Origin of the sequence: Diaphorobacter sp. LR2014-1 (genome assembly GCF_002916785.1) — a bacterium.
GTDB classification, from domain to species: Bacteria; Pseudomonadota; Gammaproteobacteria; order Burkholderiales; family Burkholderiaceae_C; genus Diaphorobacter; species Diaphorobacter nitroreducens.
The window spans coordinates 195,250-219,780 of the sequence record NZ_MTBE01000001.1; the positions used below are offsets into that span (position 1 = coordinate 195,250).

Consider the following 24,531-nt stretch of genomic DNA (forward strand, 5'->3'; position numbering starts at 1 on the left):
TGCTTAATCCAGCGATACGCCGGTGCTCTTGACCACTGACGCCCAGCGCGCCAGCTCCTTTTCGATATATGCGCCGTACTCGGCCGGCGTGGATCCCAGCGGCTCGGTGCCCTGGATGCGCAGCTTTTCCAGCACCGTGGGGTTCTTGAGCGCCTGCAGAAAGGCCTGGTTCAAGCGCTCGATGATGGGCGCGGGCGTGCCGGCCGGCACCATCACGCCCTGCCACGCGCCGGCCTCGAAGCCGTTCATGCCGCTTTCGGCCAGCGTGGGTGCTTCAGGGAAGTTGGGCAGGCGCTTGGCCGTGGAGACCGCCAGCAGGCGCAGCTTGCCGTCCTTGATGAAGGGGGCGATGGAGTTGATCGTGTCCGTCATGAAATGGATCTGCCCGGCCACCAGGTCGACGTCGGCCGGAGCGCTGCCCTTGTAGGGCACATGCGTGGCCTCGATGCCGTAGTGCTGCGTGACCTGGAAGGCCGTGAGGTGCGTGACGTTGCCGTTGCCCGCCGAGCCGTACGACAGCTTGCCGGGGTTCTTCTTGGCATAGTCCACGAGCTCGGCCACAGTCTTCACAGGCAGCTGCGGGTTGACCACCAGGCCCAGGGGCACCACTGCGGTGAGCGCGACAGGCGCGAGGTCCTTGCGCGGGTCGTAGCTCATCTTCTTGTAGAGCGCGGGGCTGAGCGCGAGGGACGAGGTGTTGTAGAGCACCGTGTAGCCGTCGGGCGCGGCCTTGGCGACGAAGGCGTTGCCGATGTTGCCATTGGCGCCGGGCTTGTTGTCCACCACAACCGACTGACCGAGCTGCTCGCCCACGGCCTGCGCCAGCACGCGCGCCACCATGTCGGTGGGCCCGCCGGGCGGGAACGGCACGACGAGCGTGATGGGCTTGTCCGGCCAGGCTGCGTGCGCGGCGCCGGCCAGAAGGGCTGCGCCGGCCAGTACGGCCAGGCGGCGGGTGATGCGAGCAGTCATGGGTGTCTCCTTCTTTGTGGTGAAAATCGGCTCTAACCCTTGCGCAGCAAGCGCAAGCAGCTATGTTTCATGTAGCTTCACGGCCGGCGAGCAGGCGCGTGGCCGTGTACTCCATCACCGGCTCGCCGCGCTGGTTGGTCACCGTGATGAGCGAGGTGACCACGGCGCGGTTGTTCTTGGAGGTGGGGCGGATGTCGGTCACTTCGACCACGGCGCCAATGCTGTCGCCCACGACGACGGGCGCGAGGATCTTCTGGCGCAGCTCCAGCATGGCCAGGCCCGTGCCCTGGATCATGCTTTGCAGGATGAAGCCTTCGATGAAGGTGTAGGTCAGCGCGCCCGGCACCGGGCGGCCCTGGATGGCGCCGCCCTCGTAGCCTTCCTCGATGAAGATGGCCTCCAGCATGCCGGTGGTGCTGATGAAGTTCACCAGGTCGGCCTCGGTGATGGTGCGGCGGAAGGTGCGCCAGCGCAGACCCACCTTGAGGTCTTGCCAGTACAGGCCCTGGCCCATGCGGGGAATGTCTTGGTTCATGCGGTGCTCGGTTCGGAAGGTTGCAGTGCAGCAAGCTGGGCGTCGTCCAGGCCGGCGGCGCGCAGCAGCTCCTCGGTATGCTGACCCAGGCGCGGCGGCATGCCGATGGGCACCTGCGCGCCGTCGAAGCGCACGGACGAGCGCGGAAAGCGCACCTCGCCCATGGCCGGGTCGCGCACGGTGGCAAAGAACCCCGTGGCCACCAGGTGCGGGTCCTGCGGCAGCTCGTCCATGCGCGCCACGGGCGCGGCGGGAATCTCCAGCTGCGCGCAGGTGCGCAGCCAGTGCTGCGTGTCGTGCCGGGCCACATGCTCGCTCAGGATCTCCAGCAGCTCGGCGATGTGGCGCGTGCGGCTGGCCTGGTTGGCAAAGCGCGGATCGTCGGCCAGCTGCGGCTGCCCCACGGCGCTGAAAAAGCGGCGCCAGTGCGCGTCGGTGTAAGGCATCATGCAGACATGCCCGTCCAGCGTCCTGTAGGGCTTGCGCCAGGGCGCCATCACGCGCGGGTAGCCTGCGCCGCTGAGCTTCGGCGTGAAGTGCATGCCGTAGAAATGCTCGACCAGGTTGAAGCCCACCATGGTCTCGAACATGGGAATTTCCACGAAGCTGCCCTGTCCCGTGCGCTCGCGCGCGAACAGTGCCGCCAGGATGGCGTGTGCCGCCACCAGCGCGCAGGTCTTGTCCGCGGCGATGGTGGGCAGGTAGCGCGATTCGCCCGTCTGGCGCTGCATGAGATCGGCCAGGCCGCTCATGCCCTGGATCACGTCGTCGTAGGCCGGCAGGCCGGCGTAGGGGCCGTCCTCGGCAAAGCCGTGCAGCCCGGCGAACACCAGGCGCGGGTAGCGCGCGCGCAGCTGCTCGGGCGCCAGCCCCAGCTTGCCGAGCTTTTGCGGGCGCATGCTGTGCATGAACACGTCGGCCGTGGCCAGCAGCGCGTGCAGGGCCTGCTGCGCGGCAGGCTGTTTCAGGTCCAGCACCACGCTTTTCTTGCTGCGGTTGCAGCCCATGAACACGGCCGCCATGCCGGGCTCCACGGCGGGACCGGTGTAGCGCGTGGAGTCGCCCGCGGGCGGCTCGATCTTGATGACCTCGGCGCCGTAGTCGGCCAACACCTGGCTCGCCAGCGGGCCGAACACCACGCTGGAGAGGTCGAGCACGCGCACGCCGGCCAGCGGTCCTTGGAAGCCGCTCATGCCACCACCCCCTGCGCGCGCAGCGCATCGATGGCCTCGGGCGCCAGGCCCAAGTGTTCGCGCAGCACGGTGTCGGTGTGCTGGCCGAGCTGCGGCGGGGTGTGGCGATAGGTGACCGGCGTGTCCGACAGGCGCATGGGACTGGCCACCAGCGGCACGGCGCCGGCGCGCGGATGCTCCATGCGGATCTGCAAGCCACGCGCGCGCACCTGCGGATCTTCGAAGACCTCGCGCACGGTGTTGATGGGCCCGCACGGCACGGCGTGCTGCTCCAGCAGCGCGATCCAGTCGCGCGTCGTGCGCGTCGCCGTCACCTCGCGGATCAGCGGAATCAGCGCATCGCGGTGCGCGATGCGCGCGGCGTTGGTGGCAAAGCGCGAGTCGCTCGCCCACTCGGGGCGCCCGGCCACATGGCAGAAGCGCTCGAACTGGCCGTCGTTGCCCACGGCCAGGATCATGTGGCCGTCCTGCGTGGGGAAGTCCTGATACGGCACGGTGTTGGGGTGGGCGTTGCCCATGCGCGGCGGCACCTGGTTGCCGTAAAGGTAGTTCATGCCCTGGTTGGCCAGGCAGGCCACGCCCACGTCCAGCAGGGCCAGGTCGATGTGCTGGCCTCGGCCCGTGTGCTCGCGCGCCTGCAGCGCCGCGAGGATGGCCGTGCTGGCATACAGGCCCGTGAGGATGTCGGTGAGCGCCACGCCCACCTTCATCGGGCCGCCGCCGTCCTCGCCGTCGGGGCGGCCGGTGACGCTCATCAGCCCGCCCATGCCCTGGATCAGGAAGTCGTAGCCGGCGCGGTGCGCATACGGCCCGCTCTGCCCGAAGCCGGTGATGGAGCAGTACACCAGGCGCGGGTTGAGCGCGCTCAGCGAGGCATAGTCCAGCCCGTACTGCGCCAGACCGCCTGTCTTGAAGTTCTCCACCAGCACGTCGCACTGCTGCGCCAGGCGCCGCACCAGCTCCTGCCCCTCGGGGCGGATGAAGTCGATGGTCACCGACTGCTTGTTGCGGTTGGTGCACATGTAGTAGGCCGACTCGCCCGTGGGCTGGCCGGCGGGGTCGGTCACGTAGGGCGGGCCCCAGGCGCGCGTGTCGTCGCCGCTGCCGGGGCGCTCCACCTTGATGACCTCGGCGCCCAGGTCACCCAGCGTCTGGGCGGCCCAGGGGCCGGCCAGCACGCGCGACAGGTCCAGCACTTTCACGTGCTGCAGCGCGCCGGGTTGCAGGGCGGCCGGCGAGGTCATTGCAGCGGCACCTTGGCCTGGGTGACGATGCGCTTCCACAGCGCGATCTCGTTCTTCTGGAACTCGTGCATCTGGGCGGGGCCGCCGGTCATGGGCGTGGCGCCCAGCCGCTCGTAAAAGGCGCGGGTCTCATCCATCTTGGAGATGGTGGTGAACAGCTCGGCCAGCCTGGCGGTCTCGGCCGCAGGGGTCTTGGCGCTGACCATGGCCCCCACCCAGGTGTAGGCCTCGAAGCCGGGCAGGCCGGCCTCGCTGGCGGTGGGCACGTCAGGCGAGGTGGCCACGCGCTTGTCCGCCGCCACGGCCAGCACCTTGACGCGCCCGCCCTTGGCCAGCTCCTGCACGGCCGTGACTTCGGCAAAGGCGTAGTCCACGGTGCCCGCCGCGAGGGCGGTCATGGTCTCGCCCGCGCCCTTGAACGGCACATGCACGGTCTGCACGCCGGCGCTGTCGTTGAGCAGCTCGCCCATGAGCTGGTAGCCGGCCGAACCCGCGCCGAAGTTCACCTTGCCCGGGTGGGCCTTGGCATAGCTGACCAGCCCCTTGAGGTCGGCAAACGGCGCCTGCGGGGCCGTGGCCAGCATGGCGGGCGAACGCATCATCATGGTCAGCGGCGCAAAGTCCTTCACCGGGTCGTAGGGCAGCTCCTTGAACAGCGCCGCGTTCACCGCCAGCGTGGAGTTGCTGCCGATGAAGACGGTGTAGCCGTCGGCCGGGGCCGAGAGCACCTGCTTGACCGCGATGAAGCCGTTGGCGCCGGGCTTGTTCTCCACCACCACGGACTGGCCCGTGAGGTCCTGCAGCTTGCGCGCAAAGTAGCGCGCCGAGGTGTCGGTGCCGCTGCCGGGCCCGAAGGGCACGACGAACTTGAGGGTCTTGGACGGGAAGGCCTGCGCCTGCACGGCGGGCGCAAGGGCAGCGCCCAGGGCCACGAGGCTGGCGCCCGCCAGGACGCGCAGGGTGGTTCTGCCGTGGAATGCCATGTGCAATGTCTCCTTGGAGTCTCTGCTCCGCTACGGTGCCCCGCAAAGGGGTCGGAGTTGGCACTCTAGGCAGCACCTTGCATGCTGTCTAATATTAAAAGTTTAGATTTCAATACTTTTTTCATATCGCATGAACCTCCGGCAACTCAGCCAGTTCGTCGCATTGGCGGAAACCGGCAACTTCCACCGCGCGGCCGAGCGCCTGCACATGGCGCAACCGCCCCTGTCGGTGTCCATCCGCAAGCTGGAGGAAGAACTCGGCAGCCCCCTGTTCGAGCGCACCACCACGGGCGTGGTGCTCACCCCGGCCGGCGAAGCCATGCTGGGCGACGCCCGCCGCGCGCTGTTCCACGCCCAGCAGTGCCGCCAGGCGGTGCAGGACGCGCGCGAGGGCGAAGGCGGGCTGCTGCGCCTGGGCATCATCGGCTCGGCCACCTATGCGCTGCTGCCGCAACTCATCCCCTCGCTGCGCCAGCGCTATCCGCAGATCGAGTTGGAGCTGAGCGAAGCCACGTCGTCCGAGATCCTGGAGGGGCTGGTGTCGCGGCGCTTCGATGCCGGCCTGCTGCGCTACCCGGTGCTGGACCCGAGCGGCTTCGAGCTGCTGCCGCTGGACCGCGACGACTTCGTGCTGGCCGTGGCCGAGAGCAGCCCGCTGGCGCAGCGCGACGCCATCGCGCTGGCCGAGGCCGCGCACGAGCCCTTCATCATGTACCCGCAGCACAAGGTGCCCAGCCTCTCGGCCCTGGCCATGATGCGCTGCCAGTTCTCTGGCTTTTCGCCGCGCGTGGCGCAGGAGGCGATGCAGGTGCAGACCATCATGAGCCTGGTGGCTTCGGGCCTGGGCGTGGGCCTGGTGGCCAGCGTGGCGCGGCAGGTGGTGCCGCGCGGCGTGAAATGCCTGGCGCTCACCGACAACCCGCCGGGCTTTCACGTGGGCATTGCGCTGGCGCGCCTGGCCAGCGGCACCAGCCGCGTGGTGGAGCGCTTCACCGAGCACGCGCTGCGCTTTGCCAGCGTGCCGCGCGTGGAAGGCGAGAACTGGGACAAACCGGGTTGAACCGCCCGTCCATCAAGCGCGAGCAGCTATCTTTTATGAAGCAACCGCCGTCGCACGGTGCCGCGCAAAGTCCACGTACCACGCCAGGCAGCCGGGGTTGGCCATGGCGTCCGGGTTGACCACCTTGTCCATCGACTGGCCCAGCAGCAGCTTCTTGACGGGCAGCTCCTGCTTCTTGCCGCTCAGCGTGCGCGGCACCTCGGCCACCTGCACGATTTCGTCGGGCAGGAAGCGTGGGCTCAAGCTGGCGCGGATGGCGTCGTTGATCCGCGCGCGCAGGCCGTCGTCCAGCACCAGGCCGCTGCGCAGCACCACGAACAGCGGCATGTAGCTGGCGCGGCCCAGGTATTCCAGGTCCACGACCAGGCTGTCGAGCACCTCGGGCAGGGCCTCCACGGCGCTGTAGATCTCGCTCGTGCCCATGCGCAGGCCGTGGCGATTGATGGTGGCGTCGCTGCGGCCGTAGATCACGCAGCCGGGGTGGGCGCTGGAGCCGATCTCGATCCAGTCGCCGTGACGCCAGACGGCCCCGGCCTCGGCCCCCAGATCGCCGCCGCCGGGCCTGCGGCCATGGCCGGGCGGGTACATCTCGAAGTAGCTGGCGCGGTAGCGCGCGCCATCGGCGTCGCCCCACAGGAACAAGGGCATGGACGGGATGGGCTGGGTGCACACCAGTTCGCCCACGGCGTCCAGTACCGGGCGGCCCTGCTCGTCCCAGGCCTCGACGGCCGCGCCCAGCATGCGGCACTGCATGCGCCCGGGCGTTTGCGGCAGCTCGCGATTGCCGCCGATGAAGGCGCCCGCGAAGTCGGTGCCGCCGGAGATGTTGCACCACCAGACCTGAGGCACGCCCGCGCTGGCCAGGAGTTGCGATCCCCACCGCTGCACTTCGGCAGGCAGCGGCGACCCCGTGGAGCCCAGCACGCGGATCACCGACAGGTCGCCGCAGGCCGCAGGGGTGATCCCGGCCTTCATGCAGTGGCCGTAGAACGCGGCGCCAGCGCCGAAGAAGGTCACGCGCTCCTCGGCCGCCATGCGCCACAGCACTGTCCAGTCGGGCCGCTCCTTGCTGCCGCCGGGGTTGCCGTCGTACAGCACGCAGGTGGTGCCGCCCAGCAGGCCGCCGACCTGGGCGTTCCACATGATCCAGCCGGTGGAGCTGTACCAGTGGTAGCGCTCGCCCAGGGAGTTGGGCGCGTAGCTGCAGCCGATGTCGTTGTGCAGCACCGCCAGCTGCAGCATTACCAGCAGCATGCCGCCATGGCCGTGCACGATGGGCTTGGGCAGGCCGGTGGTGCCGCTGGAATAGACGATCCACAGCGGGTGGTCGAACGGCAGCCACGCCGGTTCAAAGGCCGCAGTCTCTGCATCATTTCGGGCGATGACGCTTGCGTAGCAAGCGGTATCAGCTACTGTTTTTGAAGCATCCAGGTTGTTCACCAGCACCACGTGGCGCAGCGTGGGCAGTTGCGCGCGCAGCTCGGCCAGCACGTCGCAACGGTCATGGTCGCGCCCCCCATAGGTGACGCCGTCCACGGCCAACAGCACCGTCGGAGCGATCTGGCGGAAGCGGTCCAGCACCGCGTGCGTACCCATGTCGGGCGCGCACAGGCTCCACACCGCACCGATGCTGGCGCAGGCCAGGAAGGCGACGATGGTCTCGGGGATGTTGGGCAGGTAGGCTGCCACGCGATCGCCGGGCTGTACGCCTTGGGCCCTCATGTGCAGCGCCAGCGCCGCCACCTGCCGGCGCAGCGCGGGCCAGGACAGCTCGCGGCGCTCGCCGCGTTCGTTGCGGCCGATGAGGGCCGGCTGGCCCGCGGCCTGTGCGGCGCCCACATGGCGCAGCACCTGGCGCGCGTAGTTCACCTGCGCGCCGGGGAACCACTGCGCGCCGGGCATCACGTTCTTTGCGAGTACCGCGCGGTGCGGCGTGGGTGACTGCAGGTCGAAATAGTCCCAGACGCTCTGCCAGAAGGCGTCCAGATCGGTGGTGGACCAGCGCCATAGCGCGTCGTAATCGTCAAAGCGCAGGCCGTGCTGCGCCTGCAGCCCATCCTGGTAGCGACGTATCTGGGGCGTGTAAGGCGGGTGTGTTGGGGGGATGTTGTGGTGTGTCTCCATGCGCACAGCCTAGCGCGGTCGCGGTCGCCGTGCGCGCCACGCACGTGACAACTGGCCGGCCGCACCTCGCCGGTCGCACCTGGCCGGCGGCACCTCGCCGGCCGCACCTGGCCTCAGCGCCGCGGCTGCTCCGTCACGCTGGTGATGGCATAGCCCTTATCGCGCAGCTGCCGTCCGGGCTCGGGAATACCAAGGTCGTTCCAGTGCGCCTGGGTTTCGTCCCGTTCCACGGCGCGGTGCTCGCAGTTCCAATCGGTATTGATGGCCTCCTGCGGTATGGGCTTGCCCTCGGGCACGGCCAGATGGGAATAACGCCCCTCGGCTTCGGATCGGCGGTAGATGTCCACGCGCATGTCGGGTCCTTTGCTTGCTGGTTGCAGGGTTCTCCACTGTAGTGAGACCATCGCCCGCCCGGCGTAGGAAGCGGCCGCATGGCCGCCGTGCTTGACGCAAGGCAAGATCGCCGCTTTCCGCCCTGCCGACAATTGCCCGCTGTTGCCACTGCCGGCGGCCTGTTTCTCAATCATGACAACACAAGACGTTTCCTCTCAGCGCAGCGACGTGCTCATCGTGGGTGCGGGGCCTGCCGGGCTGTCGCTGGCGGCCTCGCTGGCCCAGGCTGGCATGCAGGTGACGGTGCTGGAGCAGCAACCCGCTTCCACGCTGGCCGCGCCCCCGGCCGACGGGCGCGAGATTGCACTCACCCACCCCAGCGTGGCGACGCTGCAGCGCATCGGCAGCTGGCAGCGCCTGGCCGCGCACGAGGTCGGCCTGCTGCGCGAGGCGCAGGTGCACGACGGCCCCGTGGGCCAGCGCGGGGCCATGCAGCTGCATGCAGGCGGCAGCGGCGTCCAGCATTTGGGCTGGATCGTGCCCAACCACGCGCTGCGCCGCACGGCCTACGAAGTGGCCGCGCACACGCCCGGCGTACGACTGGTCACCGAGGCGCGCGTCACGCGCGTGGCCGTCACGCCCGCGCATGCTGAGCTGGAATACACCGACACCCGCAACCTCGACGCAGCGCCCCTGCGTCTGCAGGCCCCGCTGCTGGTGGCTGCCGACAGCCGCTTTTCCGCCACGCGGCGCCAGTTGGGCATTGGCGCGGCCATGCACGACTTCGGCCGCACGGTCATCGTCTGCCGCCTGCGCCATGAGCTGCCCCACCACGAGGTCGCGCACGAGTGCTTCGGCTACGAGCAGACGCTGGCGATCCTGCCGCTGCCGGGCGACCTGGTCGATGGCGCGCCGATGTGCTCGGCCGTGGTCACCACCGGCGCGGCGCATGCGCAGGAGCTGCTGGCACTGCCCCCTGAGGCATTCGCCGCACGCGTACAAGCCCAGTTCAAGGACCGCCTGGGCGCCATGCGGCTGGTGGGCGAGCGCCACGCCTACCCGCTGGTCGCCGTGTATGCGCACCGCTTCGCCGCCGCGCGCTGCGCGCTGCTGGGTGACGCGGCCGTCGGCATGCACCCGGTGACGGCGCACGGGTTCAACATGGGGCTGGCGGGTGTGGACAGCCTCACGCGCACTCTCACCCAGGCACGCGAGCGCGGCGCGGACATCGGCGCCGCCAGCGTGCTGGAGGGTTACGCGCGCGGCCATCACCGCCACGCCTGGCCGCTGTACCAGGGCACGAATGCCATCGTGCGCCTGTACACCGACGACCGGCCGCTGCCCCGCCTGCTGCGCCAGGTGGTGCTGGCGGGCGCCAACCGGCTGCCGCCCCTCAAGGGCGCCATCGTGAGCCAGCTCACAGGCCGGCGCCCCGCCTGGCCCAGCGCCGCACCTTAGCGCGCACACCGTGATCCAACTGGAGGGGCAGGCGTTCGCTGCCTGTCCCGGCCAGCGTCCTGCGGCACACCCACCCATAATGGCCGCATGGACAACCTGTTGGACCATCTCAGCGAGACCGTCACCCGCGCACGCACCGTCGAAGAGCTCACCCGGCCGCTGCTGGAGCTGCTGGAAGACATCACCGGGTTCGAATCCACCTACCTCACGGTGGTGGACCTGGAGCGGGGTGTGCAGCGTGTGCTGTACGCGCGCAACACGCGCCAGATGCAGATCCCGGAGGGACTGAGCGTGCCCTGGCACGACACGTTGTGCAAACGCGCGCTGGACGAGGGCCGCCCCTTCACCGCCGACGTGGGGCAATGCTGGGGCGATTCGCAGGCCGCCGCGGCGCTGGGCATCCAGACCTACGCCAGCACACCGGTGCGCATGGCCGACGGCCAGCTCTACGGCACGCTTTGCGCCGCCAGCGACGAGCGCCAGGAGCTCACTTCACAGGCGCGCAACGCGCTGACGCTGTTCGCGCGGCTCATTGGCCAGCAGGTCGAGCGCGAGCAGCTGCTGCAGCAATTGCTGCAGGCCAATGCCCGGCTGGCGGCCTATGCGGCGACCGATGCCCTTACCGGCCTACCCAACCGCCGCGCGCTGCGCGAAATGCTGCACCAGCAACTGGCGCAAGGCGCGCGCCAGGGCACGGCGGTGCTGATCGCCTTCATGGACCTGGACGGTTTCAAGGCGATCAACGACACCTATGGCCACGAGGTGGGCGACCTCTTCCTGGCCGACATGGCCGATCAGCTGCGCGGCGCCGCGCGCGCAGGACTTCGTCGCACGCTACGGGGGCGATGAGTTCGTGGCCGTAGGCCCCGGCCCCGCGCCCGGCCCGGCGCTGGAGGCGGCCCGCCAGGGGTTCGGCCAGCGTCTGGCACAGGCCACGCGCGGGCGCTTTGGCGGGGCGGACGCCCCCATCGACTACGCCGGCGCCAGCGTGGGTGTGATCGCCGTGCTCCCCAACGACATGACGGCCGACGAGGCGCTGCGCGAGGCCGACCGCGCCATGTACGCCGCCAAGAAGGCGCGCCGCGCCGTGCGCTGAACAAGTCCCCGCACGGGCATGCGCGGCAGGGGGACCGGGATAATCCGCCGCTCTGCCAGCCCCCGCCACCCCTTTGCCCATGCCCGCAGCCCTGCCCCGCGTGCTGTCCGTCATCCCGCCGATGACGCAGCTCAACACGCCCTACCCCTCCACCGCCTACCTCACGGGCTTTCTGCGCTCGCGCGGCGTGCCGGCGTGGCAGGAGGACCTGGCGATCGCGCTGGTGTTGCGGCTGCTCTCGCGCGACGGTCTCGGGCAGGTCGCCGAAAGGGCGCGGGCCCTGCCCGCAAACGCGCAGAGCCCGGCGGTGCAGTTCTTTCTTGCACAGCAGGAGCGGTACCTGGCCACCATCGGCCCAGCCATGGCCTTTTTGCAGGGGCGCGACAGCACCCCTCGCGCACCGCATCGTGGGCCGCCACTACCTGCCGGAGGGGCCGCGCTTCGCGGCGCTGGACGTGTACGAGGACGACGGCAGCGGCGACCCGCTGGGCTGGGCCTTCGGCGCCCTGGGCCTGACCGACAAGGCCAAGCATCTGGCCACGCTGTACCTCAACGACCTGGCGGACGTGCTGCAGGGCGCCGTGGACGCGCGTTTCGAGTTTGTGCGATACGCCGAACAGCTCGCCGGCAGCCAGCCCACGTTCGACCCGCTGGCCGACGCGCTGGCGCAGGCGCCGACCTTCGTGGACGAGGTGCTGCAGCAGCTCACCCATGAGGCCGTCGCGCGCCACCAGCCCGGCGTGGTGCTGCTCTCGGTGCCCTTCCCGGGCTCGGTGTACGGCGCGTTTCGCATTGCCCAGGCCCTCAAGGCACAGCACCCGCAAATCGTCACCGTACTGGGCGGCGGCTTCGTCAACACCGAGCTGCGCGAGCTGGCCGACCCACGGGTGTTCGATTTTTTCGACTACGTGACGCTGGACGCCGGCGAGCGCCCGCTGCTCGCGCTGCTGGAGCACCTGCAAGGCCAGCGCGGGCGCCAGCGGCTGGTGCGCACCTTTGTGCGCAATGACGATGGTGCCGTGCAGTACATCCACCTGGCGGAACCCGACGTCGCCTTTGCCGAGATCGGCACGCCCACCTGGGACGGCCTGCCGCTTCAGCGCTATCTGTCGCTGCTGGACATGCTCAACCCCATGCACCGGCTGTGGAGCGACGGGCGCTGGAACAAGCTCACCGTGGCGCACGGCTGCCACTGGAAGAAGTGCAGCTTCTGCGACGTGAATCTGGACTACATCGGCCGCTACGAGGGCGCCAGCGCCCAGGTGCTGGCCGACCGCATCGCGGCCATCGTGGCCGAGACCGGGCAGACGGGCTTTCACTTCGTCGATGAAGCCGCGCCGCCCAAGGCCCTCAAGGCGCTCGCGCAGGAGCTGATCGCACGCGGCACCGGCATCTCCTGGTGGGGCAACGTGCGCTTTGAAAAGACCTTCACGCCCGAGCTGGCCGAGCTGCTGGCCGACGCGGGCTGCATCGCCATCTCGGGCGGGCTGGAGGTCGCCTCCGATCGGCTGCTGGGCCTGATGAAGAAGGGCGTCAGCGTGGACCAGGTGGCGCGCGTGACCCGCGCATTCAGCGACGCGGGCATCCTGGTGCATGCCTACCTCATGTACGGCTTTCCGTCGCAGACCGTGCAGGACACGGTGGACGCGCTGGAATACGTGCGCCAGCTGTTCGAGAACGGCTGCATCCAGAGCGGCTTCTTCCACCGCTTTGCCTGCACCGTGCATTCGCCCGTGGGGCAGAGCCCCGAGGAATACGGCGTGACCCTGGCCCCGCTGCCGCCGGGCGGTTTTGCCAAGAACGACGTGGCCTTCATCGACCCCACGGGGGTGGACCACGACGCGCTGGGCGCCGGGCTGAAGAAGGCCATCTACAACTACATGCACGGCATCGGGCTGGAGCAGGACGTGCGCATGTGGTTCCCCTTCCACGTGCCCAAGACCACGGTGCGGCCAGGCCGCATCGCGCGCGCCCTGGCGGCGCGATAGCTATTGTTTTAATAGCTTCTCGCGCTTTCCCCGCAAAGCGTTGCGCTCACCGCGCGTACACTACGTGCCCGGTATTTCTGAGCAACGAGGTGTCCTATGTGGTGGCAGCAGCAACGTTTTTCGGCACAAGGGCGCTGGCAGGCCATTGCAGAGCAGACGGCCGTGGTCGAAGTGGATGTCCAAGGCGTGGTGCGCGAAGTGAACGCGCGGTTTTGTGACCTGCTGGGCTACCAGCGTGCCGAATTGATCGGCCAGCCCCCAACGATTTTCTATCCACCGGAATACGTTGCCAGCCCTGCCTTTCAGGCCAATTGGCGGCGCCTGTGCGGCGGCGAATTCGTGCAAGGCACGGCGCAGCGCCGCTGCAAAAACGGCACCGTGGTCTGGGTGCAGGGCATGTTCTACCCCGTGCGCGATGCCCGCGGCCGGGTGGAGCGCATCGTGGGGCTGGTTTACGACGTGACCGCCACGCAGGAGCAGACGCAGCGCGCCCATGCCATCCTGGAGGCCATCGAACGCTCCATGGGAGTGATCGAGTTCGACCTGCAAGGCCATGTGCTGCGCGCCAACGACAACTTTCTGCACACCATGGGCTACACCCGCCAGAACCTGGTGGGCCAGCACCACCGCATCTTGTGCCCGCCCGCATTCGCGCAAAGCAGCGACTACCCACGCTTTTGGGACGATTTGCGCGCGGGCGTGTATTCCAAGGGCAAGATCGAGCGCGTCGATGCGCGGGGGCGCACGGTGTGGCTGGAGGCGACGTACAACCCGGTGCTCGACCCTGACGGCGTGGTGAGCCACATCGTCAAGTTCGCCACCGACATCACCGCGCGTGTGCAGCAGGCGCAGGCGCGCGAGCAGGGCGTGAACACGGCGTTTGCCGTGGCGCGGGAGACGCAGCAGCTCTCCGAAGAAGGCACGCAAACCATCGTCGACGCCACGGCGCGCATCCAGTCGATCGCCCAGCTGTTCGAGGACACCGCGGCCCGCGTGCAGGAACTCGGGCGCAAGACCGAGAGCATCGCCGCCAGCGTGCAGGGCATACGCCGCGTGGCCGACCAGACCAACCTGCTGGCCCTCAACGCGGCGGTGGAGGCCGCGCGCGCCGGCGTGGCCGGGCGCGGCTTTGCCGTGGTGGCCGAGGAGGTGCGCAAACTCGCCGGCGACAGCCGCACCGCCACCAACGACATCCACCAGACCATCCAGGCCGTGCTGCAGGAGATGCGGGCGATGATCGACCACATCCAGGGCGGCGTGGCGGCGGTGGAGCAGGGTGCCCAGCTGTCACGCCAGGCGCGCGACGCCATCGAGCGCATCCGCGAGGACGCACACAAGGTGGTTGACGTGGTGCAGGAGCTGCACGCGCTCGAGACCGGCAAGCCGGGGCGCTGAGGGCCTGGCAAACCTGGGCCCCGTGACGGCAGAAAACGGCCCCGCCACGCTCGGCAGGCCGGCGGCGATGGGCCCGTCTGGCACCCCTGGGTGATAGCGCACTCCGGCACACTCCTGATTTGATAGCTGTTTGCGCTTGCCACACAAGCGCCAGAGGCCCATCCAACCTCTAAAATCAGCGCTTTCACACAAGGAGAGCCCCATGGCCCTTTTGCAATGGAATGAGTAACCGGCGCAGGTGCTGCAGGGTGGCGGCGTGATCGGACCGGATGAGCGGCTGCCCTGGGCGCAGACCGGGCTGATGGGCATCCAGCACGTCATCGCCATGTTCGGCGCCACGGTGCTGGCGCCCATCCTGATGGGGTTCGACCCCAACGTGGCGGTGCTGATGAGCGGCATCGGCACGCTGATCTTCTTCCTCATCACCGGTGGCAAGGTCCCGAGCTACCTGGGCTCGTCGTTCGCCTTCATCGGCGTGGTGATCGCGGCCACGGCCTATGCAGGCAAGGGCCCCAACGCCAACATCGGCGTGGCGCTGGGCGGCATCATCGCCTGCGGCCTGGTGTACACGCTGGTGGGCGTGGTGGTGCACCTGGTGGGCACGGGCTGGATCGAGCGCTTCATGCCCCCGGTGGTCACCGGCGCGGTGGTGGCCGTGATCGGGCTGAACCTGGCCGGCATCCCCATCAAGAACATGGCGGCCAACAACTTCGAGGCCTGGATGCAGGCCCTGACCTTCGTGTGTGTGGCGCTGGTGGCGGTATTCACCAGCGGCATGCTGCAGCGCCTGCTGATCCTGGTGGGACTGATCATCGCCAGCCTGCTGTACGCGCTGCTGACCAACGGCATGGGCCTGGGCAAGCCGATCGACGTATCGGGCATCGCCAACGCCGCCTGGTTTGGCCTGCCGCAGTTCCACGCGCCCGTGTTCAGCGCGCCCGCCATGCTGCTGATCGTGCCGGTGGTCATCATCCTGGTGGCCGAGAACCTGGGCCACATCAAGGCCGTGACGGCCATGACCGGCAAGAACCTGGACCAGTACATGGGCCGCGCCTTCATCGGCGACGGCGTGGCGACGATGGTGAGCGGCGCGGTCGGCGGCACGGGCGTGACGACGTACGCCGAGAACATCGGCGTGATGGCCGCCACGCGCATCTACTCCACGGCGGTGTTCCTGGTCGCGGCGCTGCTGGCGGTGCTGCTGGGCTTCTCGCCCAAGTTCGGCGCGCTGATCCAGGCGATCCCGCTGCCGGTCATGGGCGGCGTGTCCATCGTGGTGTTCGGCCTGATTGCGATTGCCGGCGCCAAGATCTGGGTGGACAACCGGGTGGATTTCTCGCAGAACAAGAACCTCATCGTGGCGGCGATCACGCTGATCCTGGGCACGGGCGAATTCACGCTGAAGTTCGGCGACTTCGCGCTGGGCGGCATCGGCACCGCGACCTTCGGCGCCATCGTGCTGTACGCGGCCCTGAACCGCGGCAAGTAAGGCTGGGCGGGAGCGCCCAGGCGCTCCCGTATTCATAGCTGCTGGCGCTTATCCTGAAAAGATTCAAGGCACTTTCCGCCTTGAAAATCAATCTTAACAAGCGCCAGCAGCTCTTTTTTTAGTAGCAAACCGATCACCGCCGCAACAGCGACCACACCATCTCGATGCCCGCGGTGAGCAGGTCGAACTCGTCGCTGCGCGTGCCCTCCAGCCGTTCGCGCTGGCGTGCACGCTCCTCCCGCGCGCGGTTGCGCTCCAGCGCCACCAGCGCATCGGCCAGGGCGTCGGGCGAGGCGGCGTCCGCCGGCGCGGTCTGACGGGCGGCGCTGCCGTGGCGCGCCAGGGCCTTGTCCACCGCCTGCGGGTCCAGCAGCGACAGGGCCGAGCGGCAGTAGGGGCAGGCGTGGTCGTGGCGGATGTCCACCGTGCCGCCGCAGCTTGTGCAGTTGATGGTGCCCACACGCTCGGCCAGCGCCTCGATCTCCATCGTGGACAGGTGCCGCACGAAGCCCTTCTCGACCATGAACGAACCAAAGGTCGAAAAGCGCCCGTGGCGCGCCGCGCAGCGGTAGGTGACGTAGCGCCCGCCCTGCGCCACGTCGTAGCCCTTGGCCAGCGCCTGGCTGCAGCGCGGGCAGCGCAGCCGGTCGGCCAGCGGGTGGTGCGCGTCGCCACGGTGCTGGTGCAGCAGCTCGAACAACTCCAGCACGGCCGCCGGCGCCAGGCGCGTGTTCTCCTGCGGGTCGAACCACATGCCCTGGCAGGCAAAGCACAGGTCCAGCTCCAGCGTGCCTCCGGTGCTGGCGGCAAAGCGCCGGATCTCGGTGGGCTGGCGGCACGAGGGGCAACGCGGTGTGAACGGCATGGTGGACGCGATCGTACTGCCTGCCCGGCCGGTGCCGCGACGCGGCCGCGCCTGCGCGGGCGGCCTGCGTCGGCGCGGTGTAAGGCCAGGGTTATCCCTAGCCGCGCACGGAGCGGCTGCTAAGATTTACGCTCTTTTTTGCGCCCCGCGCCAGCTGCCCGCCAGGCCTGCACGGGGCGCTTGTCCGTCTGGAGTTAGCGTGTCCACCTCGTCGTCCCCCCGTATCCAGCACCCCGGTCTGGCCCAGAAAATCATGAGCGCGGCCGAAGCCGCGGCCCTGATCCCGGCCGGCGCCAATATCGGCATGAGCGGCTTCACCGGCGCGGGCTATCCCAAGCAGGTGCCCCAGGCGCTGGCCGCGCGCATCGAGGCCGAGCATGCAGCAGGCCGGCCGTTCCAGGTCAACGTGTGGACGGGCGCCTCCACCGCGCCCGAGCTGGACGGCGCGCTGGCCAAGGTGAACGGCATCCACCAGCGCCTGCCGTTCCAGTCGGACCCGATCTGCCGCGACAAGATCAACGCGGGCGAGGTGCACTACCTGGACATCCACCTCTCGCACGTGGCGCAGCATGCGTGGTTCGGCTTCCTGGGCCCCATGCAGGTGGCTGTGGTGGAGGTGCTGGGCATCCTGCCCGACGGCCGGCTGATCCCCTCGTCCGCCGTGGGCAACAACAAGACTTGGCTGGAGATCGCCGACAAGGTGATCCTCGAGGTGAACTCGCTGCCCCCGATCGAGATGGAGGGCATGCACGACATCTACTACGGCACGGCCATTCCCCCGCGCCGCCAGCCCATCCACCTGACGCAGGCCACCGAGCGCATCGGCGAGCCCTACCTGCGCGTGGACCCGTCCAAGGTGATCGCGGTGGTCCAGACGCACCAGCGCGACCGCGACACGGCCTTCGCCAAGCCCGACGCAGTCTCCAACCAGATCGCGGCGCACATCATCGACTTCCTGGCCCACGAGGTGAAGGTGGGCCGACTGCCCAAGAACATGCTGCCGCTGCAGTCGGGCGTGGGCAACGTGGCCAACGCGGTGCTGACCGGGCTGCTGGACGGCCCGTTCGACGAACTGCTGGGCTTCACCGAGGTGCTGCAGGACGGCATGCTGGAGCTGATCAAGCGCGGCAAGATGACCGCGGCGTCGGCCACCGCGATCTCGCTGAGCAGCGAGGCGCTGAAGGACTTCAACGAACACATCGCCTTCTACCGCGACCGCATCGTGCTGCGCCCGCAGGAGATCAGCAACCACCCCGAGCTGGTGCGGCGCCTGGGCGTGATCGCCATGAACGCCATGATCGAGGCCGACATCTACGGCAACATCAATTCCACGCACGTGATGGGCTCGGCCATGATGAACGGCATCGGCGGCTCGGGCGACTATGCGCGCAACGGCTACCTGTCGTTCTTCGTCACACCCTCGGTGGCCAAGGGCGGCAAGGTGAGCTGCATCGTGCCCATGGTCTCGCACGTGGACCACACCGAGCACGACACGCAGATCATCGTTACCGAGCAGGGCCTGGCCGACCTGCGCGGCCTGTCGCCCCGCCAGCGCGCGCAGGTCATCATCGACAAGTGCGCGCACCCGGACTTCCGCCCGCTGCTGCAGGACTATTTCGACCGCGCGCGCAGCAAGGGCGCGCAGCACACGCCCCACATCCTGGGCGAGGCCTTGTCCTGGCACGAGCGCTGCCTGGCCACGGGCAGCATGCTGCCCTGAGGGCCCAGCCGTCCCTGGCGCCCCGGGGCCTACACAAAGAACGGAGAACTGGCGCGCCCCAGGCAAGGGCCTGGACCGGCCGCGCCGCCCCATCGCCGTGGGGCGCGCCCCCTGCCCGCATCGCGCAGCAAATACGAGAGCGGGACTGCGGGGCGCGCTAGCTGCCTGCGCAGGCTTGGACGGTCCCGAAGGGCTGCCGCCTTGGGCGGCTGCACCGAGGCGCGAAGCGCCTCAGCGGTGCCGTGTTCAGGCGATGAAGCGGCCCGTGCTGCCCAGCACGCCCAGGTCGATGAAGCGCGAGCCCACGTAGGGCGCCTGGCCGCTGTAGTCCACCACGAAGCCGCCCAGGTCCAGGTTGCGGATGCCCGCCAGCGCCGCGCGCAGCTTGGGCTGGGTCACGTCCTTGCCGGCACGGTCCAGGCCTTCGATGAGCACGCGCGCGTTCACGTAGGCCTCCAGGCTGCCTTGCGAGAACTCGCTCTTGCCCTGCGCGCGCATGGCGGACTGGTAGTCGCGCACCAGCTGCAGCTTGGCGCGGTTGGGGTCGGGCACGATCATGGACAGCGCGAGGCCGCTGCCGTCCTCGCCCAGCTGGCCCACGCTGGCGCTGGGCAGCGTCACGCTCAGGCCGGCCATGAGCACGCCGGGCGATTCCTTCTTGATGCCGCGCACCAGGCCCACGGACACCGTGCCTGCGGTCGCCAGCAGCACGGCCGAAGGGCGCGCCGCGGCCACGGCCTGCAGCACCTGCGGCAGGTTCTTGCCGTCGGTGGCCACGGCCACCTGCACGGCGGGCTTCATGTTCAGCGCCGCCAGGGCGCGCGTGGCGTCCTCCAGCATTTCGCGGCCGTAGCCGTTGTCCAGGTACACCACGCCGATGCCCTTCAGGCCCATGCCCGCCAGGCGCTGGATGAGGCGCTGCACCTCGTCGGTGTAGCTGGCGCGCACATGGAACACGTTGCGCGTGCTCTTGCGCAGCGACGACGCGCCCGTGATCGGCGCCACGTAGGGAATACCGGCCTCTTCCACCAGCGGCACGATGGCCGCGTTGTTGGGCGTGCCCACGCACGACAGCAGCGCCAGTGCGCTGCCCTGGCCGATGATCTGCTTGACGTTGGCCAGCGTGCGCTCGGGGTCATAGGCGTCGTCCACCATCTGCAGCTGCAGCGTGCGCCCATGCACACCGCCGCGCGCGTTGGCCTGCGCGAAAGCAGCGCCCGCGCCCAGCTGGATGTCGGTGCCAAAGCCCAGCAATGGGCCGCTCATGGCGGCCGAGCAGCCGATCGAGAGGGCCTTGGCGGACACGCCTGGCGCGTCCTGCGCACGGGCCGGGAGCACGAAGGCCGGCGCGGCCGCGAGGGCGGCGGCTCGGCCGGCTTGGAGGACAAACTGGCGGCGTTGCATGGTCAAAGGAATGTGTGGGTTGGATGGGAAGGCAGCCCCGCGGCGCCCCGGCCCGCTGGTGGGCCGCACAAAGCACTGCGCACGGGAAACGGATATGCTCCAAACGAGCAAACCGGTCGATTCTGGGCGTGTGGAGGTTGCAACTTCCGCCACCGAGCCCACCAATCGTGCCAAAGCCCGGAGCCGCTGCCGGGCGCAGCCCTGATGTGAGACCCCTCAGACCATGTCCCTCTGGAAAAAACCCACCACCCTCGCGCTGATCACCGCCTCCAGCGCCAACACCGCCGTGAGCCACCTGGGCATCGAGTTCACCGAAGTCGGCGACGACTTCCTGCGCGCGCGCGTGCCCGTGGACGAGCGCACGCGCCAGCCCTTCGGCCTGCTGCACGGCGGCGTGAGCGTGGTGCTGGCCGAGACGCTGGGCTCGGTGGGCGCCTACCACGCCAGCCCCGAGGGCTGGCTGGCCGTGGGCCTGGACATCAACGCCAACCACCTGCGCGCCGCCAGGAGCGGATGGGTCACGGGCACGGCCCGGCCGGTGCACATCGGCAAGACCACACAGGTCTGGCAGATCGACATGGTGAACGACGCGGGCGAGCTGACCTGCGTGTCGCGCATCACCATGGCGATGCTGGCGCCGAAATAAAGGCATCCCCCTGAGGCGCTGCGCGGCGTCTGCTGGCGTGGCCTGCTCCGCGGACTTCGGAAGAGGCAGCGTGGCGAGGAATCGCGCGCCGGCACCGTTCCGGGCCGCAGTGGGACAATGGGTCCAATCGGGGTGTAGCGCCTGATGGATAAGCGCGAGCAGCTACTTTTTTAATAGCAACACCACCCCACTCGCGCCCAAAGACAGCGCCTGCGGCCTGCGCTGCGGCTTTCGGAAGGTTGGAGCGGGGTGATGGATTGCGCGCCGGCGCACCTGCCGCGTTGCGGTGACTTATGCGCCCCATCGTGTTATGCGTCCAATCGTGCCGCAGCGCTTGACCAGTCTGCGCTGGCAGCTACTTATTCAGTAGCATCGTTCTGGCGTGCCAGGCGCTCGCTCTTCCAGTAGACCTCGCTGCCGCCGTCCATGCGGTTGAGCGCGCGCGAGAGCACGAACAGCAGGTCGGACAGACGGTTCAGGTACTGGCGCGGCGCGGCGCGCATGGTCTCATGCTGCTGCAGCGCCACCACGGAGCGCTCGGCACGGCGGGCCACCGTGCGGCACACATGGGCCTGGCAGGCGGCGCGCGTACCCGCGGGCAGGATGAATTCCAGCAGCCGCGGCAGCTCGGCGTTGTAGCGCGCGAGCGCGTTGTCCAGCTGCAGCAGCGCATCGTCCTTGAGCAGCTCGTAGCCGGGCATGGACAGCTCGCCGCCCAGGTTGAACAGCTGGTGCTGCACGTCGATCAGCAGCTCGCGCATGTCCGCGGGCAGCGGCTCGCACAGGAGCAGGCCGATGTGGGAGTTGAGCTCGTCCACGTCGCCCATGGCCTGCGGGCGGCCGCTGGCCTTGGACACGCGGGTGTTGTCGCCCAGGCCCGTGGACCCGTCGTCGCCGGTGCGCGTGGCGATTTGTGTCAGTCTGTTTCCCATGGCGCGTTTCCTCCTCATTCGGGGCCGGGGCGACGATTGTGCGTTACATCCGCCGGGCCATTGTGGAGACGGGCAACAGCGGGCAAAAGTGCTGGCTGCGGCATCCATGCTGCGGTGCAATGAAGGCCTGTTCAACTTCCACCGGAGCCGAATCGATGCCTCACACACCGCAACGACGCACCCTCCCCTCCTTCGATGCCCGCAGCGTGATGCTGTTTGCGGCGCTGACCGTGGGCGGTGCGGCGGCGCAGGCCCAGACGCCCAGCGCCCCCTCCGCACAACCGCAGTACCAGACGGGGCCGGGCCCAGCCACAACGCAGCCCAAAGCGACCTTTGGCGGCAGCAGCACGGCCACGCCCAGCGGCAGCAGCGCCAGCGCCTTTGAACGCGCCGATGCCAACCGCGACGGCCAGCTGAGCAGCGCCGAGGCGGGCCAGCTACCCGCCATCGCCAACCGCTTCCAGGCGCTGGACAAGGACAAGAACGGCAGCCTGTCCCGCACCGAGTTCGAGGCCGGCAGCCGGTCTTGACGCTTAAAGGGACGGGCATGGTCAAGCATTGATTACGCACCCTTCGAGCGCAACGCCATACCCGTCCTGGGCGGCCCGTCTGGGCGACCCCGTCCTCTCGGGCCGCCACCACCCCCCGCCTGCACTGTCCTCCAGGGTGCGGGCGGGGTTTTTCCATGGATACACGCTAGATCGGCCTTTCGCCACAGGCCGACCATGGTGGACTCTCAACACGCGGCCCGCAGGCCGCAGCCCGGACTTCTAGAATGGCCGCCACCCACGCGCCTTGAAGGAAGCCCGCCATGAACGCCCCCGCGACCACCGCCCATCTGCAACCCCTGACCACGCCGCGCCCCGTGCCGCAGGCGATGCTGGATGCGCTGGCCGCACGCTTTGGCGCGCAGTACTCGGCGGCGCAGGCGGTGTGCGAGCAGCATGGGCGCGACGAGGGCTCGCTGCAGGCGCCCCCGCCGGCGGCCGTGGTCTTTGCCGAGAGCACGCAGGACGTGCAGGACGCCGTGCGCCTGGCCGCGCAGTACGGCGTGCCAGTGATCCCCTACGGCGCGGGCTCGTCGCTCGAAGGGCACCTGCTGGCCGTCCAGGGCGGCATCAGCATCGACATGGGCCGCATGAACCGGGTGCTGTCCGTTGACGCCGACGACCTCACCGTGACCGTGCAGCCCGGCATCACGCGCAAGCAGCTCAATGAGGCGATCAAGGACACGGGCCTGTTCTTCCCCATCGACCCCGGCGCCGACGCCAGCATCGGCGGCATGGCCGCCACGCGCGCCAGCGGCACCAACGCCGTGCGCTACGGCACCATGCGCGAGAACGTGCTGGCGCTGGAGGTGGTCACCGCCAGTGGCGAGGTGATCCGCACCGGCACGCGCGCCAAGAAGAGCAGCGCGGGATACGACCTCACGCGCCTGATGGTGGGCAGCGAGGGCACGCTGGGCCTGTTCACCGAGGTCACCGTGCGCCTGTACCCGTTGCCCGAGGCGGTGAGCGCGGCGATCTGCTCGTTTCCCACCATCGAGGCCGCCGTGCGCACGGTGATCCAGACCATCCAGCTCGGTGTGCCGATCGCGCGCGTGGAGCTCATCGACGCCAACAGCGTGCGCATGGTCAACGCCCACAGCAAGCTCCGTCTGCGCGAGGAGCCGCTGCTGCTGATGGAATTCCATGGCTCGCCCGCCGGCGTGCAGGAACAGGCCGAGGTGGTACAGGACATTGCACGCGAATGGGACGGCAACGCGTTTGAATGGGCCACCACGCCCGAGGAGCGCACGCGCCTGTGGACCGCGCGGCACAACGCCTACTTTGCCGCCGTACAGAGCCGCCCGGGCTGCAAGGCCATCAGCACCGACACCTGCGTGCCCATCAGCCGCCTGGCCGACTGCCTGCTCGACTCCGTGGCCGAGGCCGACGCGAGCGGCATCCCCTACTTCCTGGTGGGCCACGTGGGCGACGGCAACTTCCACTTCGGCTACCTGCTGGACCCGGCCGTCCCCGCCGAGCGCGAGACAGCCGAGCGGCTCAACCACCAGCTCGTGGCGCGCGCGCTGCGCCTGGGCGGCACCTGCACCGGCGAGCACGGCGTGGGCGTGCACAAGATGGGCTTTCTGGTGGACGAGGCCGGCGAAGGCGCGGTGGAGATGATGCGCGCCATCAAGCGCGCGCTGGACCCGCAGAACATCCTCAATCCGGGCAAGATCTTCGCGCTGTAGCCTGCGCCGCGGCGGGCGCGCCGCCACTCCTGATTCAATAGCTGCAAGCGATTGCTGCATAAGCGCTAGGGCCTTTTTTACCCTTGTTTTCCGCACAACGGGCCCGAGCGCGCGGGCAATAAAAAGCCCAGCCGGTCCGCGGCTGGGCTGGGGGCAGGCGCTCCACCACCCGGCACCACGCGGACCACGCCGCGCGGCACCGGCGTGGCTTCAGGCGCCGAACAGCTTGTTGGCCGTCTCGGCCACCAGACGGCCCTGGAAGCGTGCGCCGTCCAGCTCGGTCGCGCTGGGCTGGCGCTGGCCCTGGCCGCCGGCGATGGTGGTCGCACCGTAGGGGGCGCCGCCCACCACTTCGTCCAGCGTCATCTGGCCCTGGAAGCTGTAGGGCAGCCCCACGATCACCATGCCGAAGTGCAGCAGGTTGGTGATGATGGAAAACAGCGTCGTCTCCTGCCCGCCGTGCTGCGTGGCGGTGGAGGTGAACGCCGCGCCCACCTTGCCGTTGAGGGCGCCGCGCGCCCACAGGCCGCCCGCCTGGTCGAGGAAGCTGCCCATCTGCGAGGGCATGCGGCCAAAGCGCGTGGGCGCGCCGACGATGATCGCGTCGTAGTTTTCCAGCTCGGCCACGGTGGCGACGGGTGCGGACTGGTCCAGCTTGAAGTGCGCGGACCGGGCGATCTCCTGCGGCACCGTTTCGGGCACGCGCTTCACGTCCACCGTGGCACCGGCAGAGCGCGCGCCTTCGGCGACGGCCTGCGCCATGGTTTCGAGATGGCCGTAAGTCGAGTAGTAGAGAACGAGTACCTTGGACATGACTTTCCCTTTTCAAGAACGCTTGTGCAGCCACAAGCAGCATGG

Annotated in this window: 19 protein-coding genes and 2 pseudogenes; 10 read left to right on the forward strand and 11 right to left on the reverse strand. The window is 69.1% G+C overall.

Annotated elements, in window-relative coordinates; genetic code table 11:
- Positions 1-3: 3 nt before the first annotated feature.
- The 5 genes from BV908_RS00930 to BV908_RS00950 form a co-directional block, all read right to left on the reverse strand.
- Positions 4-972, reverse strand: coding sequence for a tripartite tricarboxylate transporter substrate binding protein (locus BV908_RS00930; RefSeq protein ID WP_103736935.1), 969 nt, complete (start codon positions 970-972; stop codon positions 4-6).
- 67 nt (positions 973-1,039) lie between these two features.
- Positions 1,040-1,507 carry a MaoC family dehydratase gene (locus tag BV908_RS00935; protein ID WP_011803529.1) on the reverse strand — a complete coding sequence of 156 codons (468 nt, stop codon included), beginning with the start codon at positions 1,505-1,507 and terminating at the stop codon, positions 1,040-1,042.
- Positions 1,504-2,700, reverse strand: coding sequence for a CoA transferase (locus tag BV908_RS00940; protein ID WP_103736936.1), 1,197 nt, complete (start codon positions 2,698-2,700; stop codon positions 1,504-1,506). Before BV908_RS00940 ends, BV908_RS00935 begins: the two co-directional genes overlap by 4 nt.
- The gene (locus BV908_RS00945; RefSeq protein WP_103736937.1) at positions 2,697-3,944 is read right to left on the reverse strand and encodes a CaiB/BaiF CoA-transferase family protein; all 1,248 of its coding nucleotides are present in this window, start codon (positions 3,942-3,944) and stop codon (positions 2,697-2,699) included. The genes BV908_RS00940 and BV908_RS00945 overlap by 4 nt, the downstream gene beginning before the upstream one ends.
- Positions 3,941-4,927, reverse strand: coding sequence for a tripartite tricarboxylate transporter substrate binding protein (locus BV908_RS00950; RefSeq protein ID WP_103736938.1), 987 nt, complete (start codon positions 4,925-4,927; stop codon positions 3,941-3,943). Before BV908_RS00950 ends, BV908_RS00945 begins: the two co-directional genes overlap by 4 nt.
- 130 nt (positions 4,928-5,057) lie before the next feature.
- Here BV908_RS00950 and BV908_RS00955 point away from each other — a divergent pair, with 130 nt between their 5' ends.
- Complete coding sequence (locus BV908_RS00955; RefSeq protein WP_011803525.1) at positions 5,058-5,987, forward strand: LysR family transcriptional regulator; 930 nt, start codon at positions 5,058-5,060, stop codon at positions 5,985-5,987.
- A gap of 33 nt (positions 5,988-6,020) precedes the next feature.
- Here BV908_RS00955 and BV908_RS00960 read toward each other — a convergent pair whose 3' ends face one another.
- Both BV908_RS00960 and BV908_RS00965 read right to left on the reverse strand, forming a co-directional pair.
- Complete coding sequence (locus BV908_RS00960; protein WP_103736939.1) at positions 6,021-8,111, reverse strand: acetoacetate--CoA ligase; 2,091 nt, start codon at positions 8,109-8,111, stop codon at positions 6,021-6,023.
- 113 nt (positions 8,112-8,224) lie between these two features.
- Entirely contained in the window at positions 8,225-8,464 is a 240-nt protein-coding gene (locus BV908_RS00965; protein WP_012655189.1) for a DUF6139 family protein, read from the reverse strand.
- 172 nt (positions 8,465-8,636) lie between these two features.
- On the opposite strand from BV908_RS00965, the gene ubiM reads away from it, so the two are divergent.
- From ubiM to BV908_RS00990, 5 genes and pseudogenes are all read left to right on the forward strand, one after another.
- Positions 8,637-9,902, forward strand: a complete 1,266-nt coding sequence (gene ubiM, locus BV908_RS00970) for a 5-demethoxyubiquinol-8 5-hydroxylase UbiM (protein WP_011803522.1) — start codon at positions 8,637-8,639, stop codon at positions 9,900-9,902.
- Between the two features lie 87 nt (positions 9,903-9,989).
- A pseudogene (locus tag BV908_RS00975) lies at positions 9,990-10,998 on the forward strand (sensor domain-containing diguanylate cyclase).
- 79 nt (positions 10,999-11,077) lie between these two features.
- Positions 11,078-12,986, forward strand: a pseudogene (locus BV908_RS00980) (B12-binding domain-containing radical SAM protein).
- A 96-nt stretch (positions 12,987-13,082) separates the two neighbouring features.
- Positions 13,083-14,381, forward strand: coding sequence for a PAS domain S-box protein (locus tag BV908_RS00985; protein ID WP_103736940.1), 1,299 nt, complete (start codon positions 13,083-13,085; stop codon positions 14,379-14,381).
- Between the two features lie 238 nt (positions 14,382-14,619).
- Complete coding sequence (locus BV908_RS00990) at positions 14,620-15,870, forward strand: solute carrier family 23 protein (RefSeq protein ID WP_103736941.1); 1,251 nt, start codon at positions 14,620-14,622, stop codon at positions 15,868-15,870.
- A gap of 133 nt (positions 15,871-16,003) precedes the next feature.
- Here BV908_RS00990 and BV908_RS00995 read toward each other — a convergent pair whose 3' ends face one another.
- The gene (locus BV908_RS00995; RefSeq protein WP_103736942.1) at positions 16,004-16,735 is read right to left on the reverse strand and encodes a zf-TFIIB domain-containing protein; all 732 of its coding nucleotides are present in this window, start codon (positions 16,733-16,735) and stop codon (positions 16,004-16,006) included.
- A gap of 199 nt (positions 16,736-16,934) precedes the next feature.
- Between BV908_RS00995 and BV908_RS01000 the strand changes: the two genes are divergently transcribed.
- Positions 16,935-18,455, forward strand: a complete 1,521-nt coding sequence (locus BV908_RS01000; RefSeq protein WP_281631021.1) for an acetyl-CoA hydrolase/transferase family protein — start codon at positions 16,935-16,937, stop codon at positions 18,453-18,455.
- Positions 18,456-18,701: 246 nt separating this feature from the next.
- On the opposite strand, the gene BV908_RS01005 is transcribed toward BV908_RS01000, so the two are convergent.
- Positions 18,702-19,859 (reverse strand): ABC transporter substrate-binding protein, encoded by a 1,158-nt coding sequence (locus BV908_RS01005; RefSeq protein ID WP_103736944.1) that lies wholly within the window; start codon positions 19,857-19,859, stop codon positions 18,702-18,704.
- A gap of 223 nt (positions 19,860-20,082) precedes the next feature.
- Between BV908_RS01005 and BV908_RS01010 the strand changes: the two genes are divergently transcribed.
- Positions 20,083-20,505: a hotdog fold thioesterase gene (locus BV908_RS01010; protein ID WP_011803515.1), complete on the forward strand. Its 423-nt coding sequence runs from the start codon at positions 20,083-20,085 to the stop codon at positions 20,503-20,505.
- A gap of 359 nt (positions 20,506-20,864) precedes the next feature.
- Here BV908_RS01010 and BV908_RS01015 read toward each other — a convergent pair whose 3' ends face one another.
- Positions 20,865-21,437, reverse strand: a complete 573-nt coding sequence (locus tag BV908_RS01015) for a cob(I)yrinic acid a,c-diamide adenosyltransferase (RefSeq protein WP_047350915.1) — start codon at positions 21,435-21,437, stop codon at positions 20,865-20,867.
- A 155-nt stretch (positions 21,438-21,592) separates the two neighbouring features.
- Here BV908_RS01015 and BV908_RS01020 point away from each other — a divergent pair, with 155 nt between their 5' ends.
- Positions 21,593-21,967, forward strand: coding sequence for a calcium-binding protein (locus BV908_RS01020; RefSeq protein ID WP_047350916.1), 375 nt, complete (start codon positions 21,593-21,595; stop codon positions 21,965-21,967).
- Between the two features lie 281 nt (positions 21,968-22,248).
- The gene (locus BV908_RS01025; protein WP_103736945.1) at positions 22,249-23,673 is read left to right on the forward strand and encodes an FAD-linked oxidase C-terminal domain-containing protein; all 1,425 of its coding nucleotides are present in this window, start codon (positions 22,249-22,251) and stop codon (positions 23,671-23,673) included.
- Between the two features lie 210 nt (positions 23,674-23,883).
- Here the strand turns inward: BV908_RS01025 and wrbA are convergent, their stop codons facing one another.
- Positions 23,884-24,486, reverse strand: coding sequence for an NAD(P)H:quinone oxidoreductase (wrbA, locus tag BV908_RS01030; RefSeq protein WP_019373987.1), 603 nt, complete (start codon positions 24,484-24,486; stop codon positions 23,884-23,886).
- Positions 24,487-24,531: the final 45 nt, after the last annotated feature.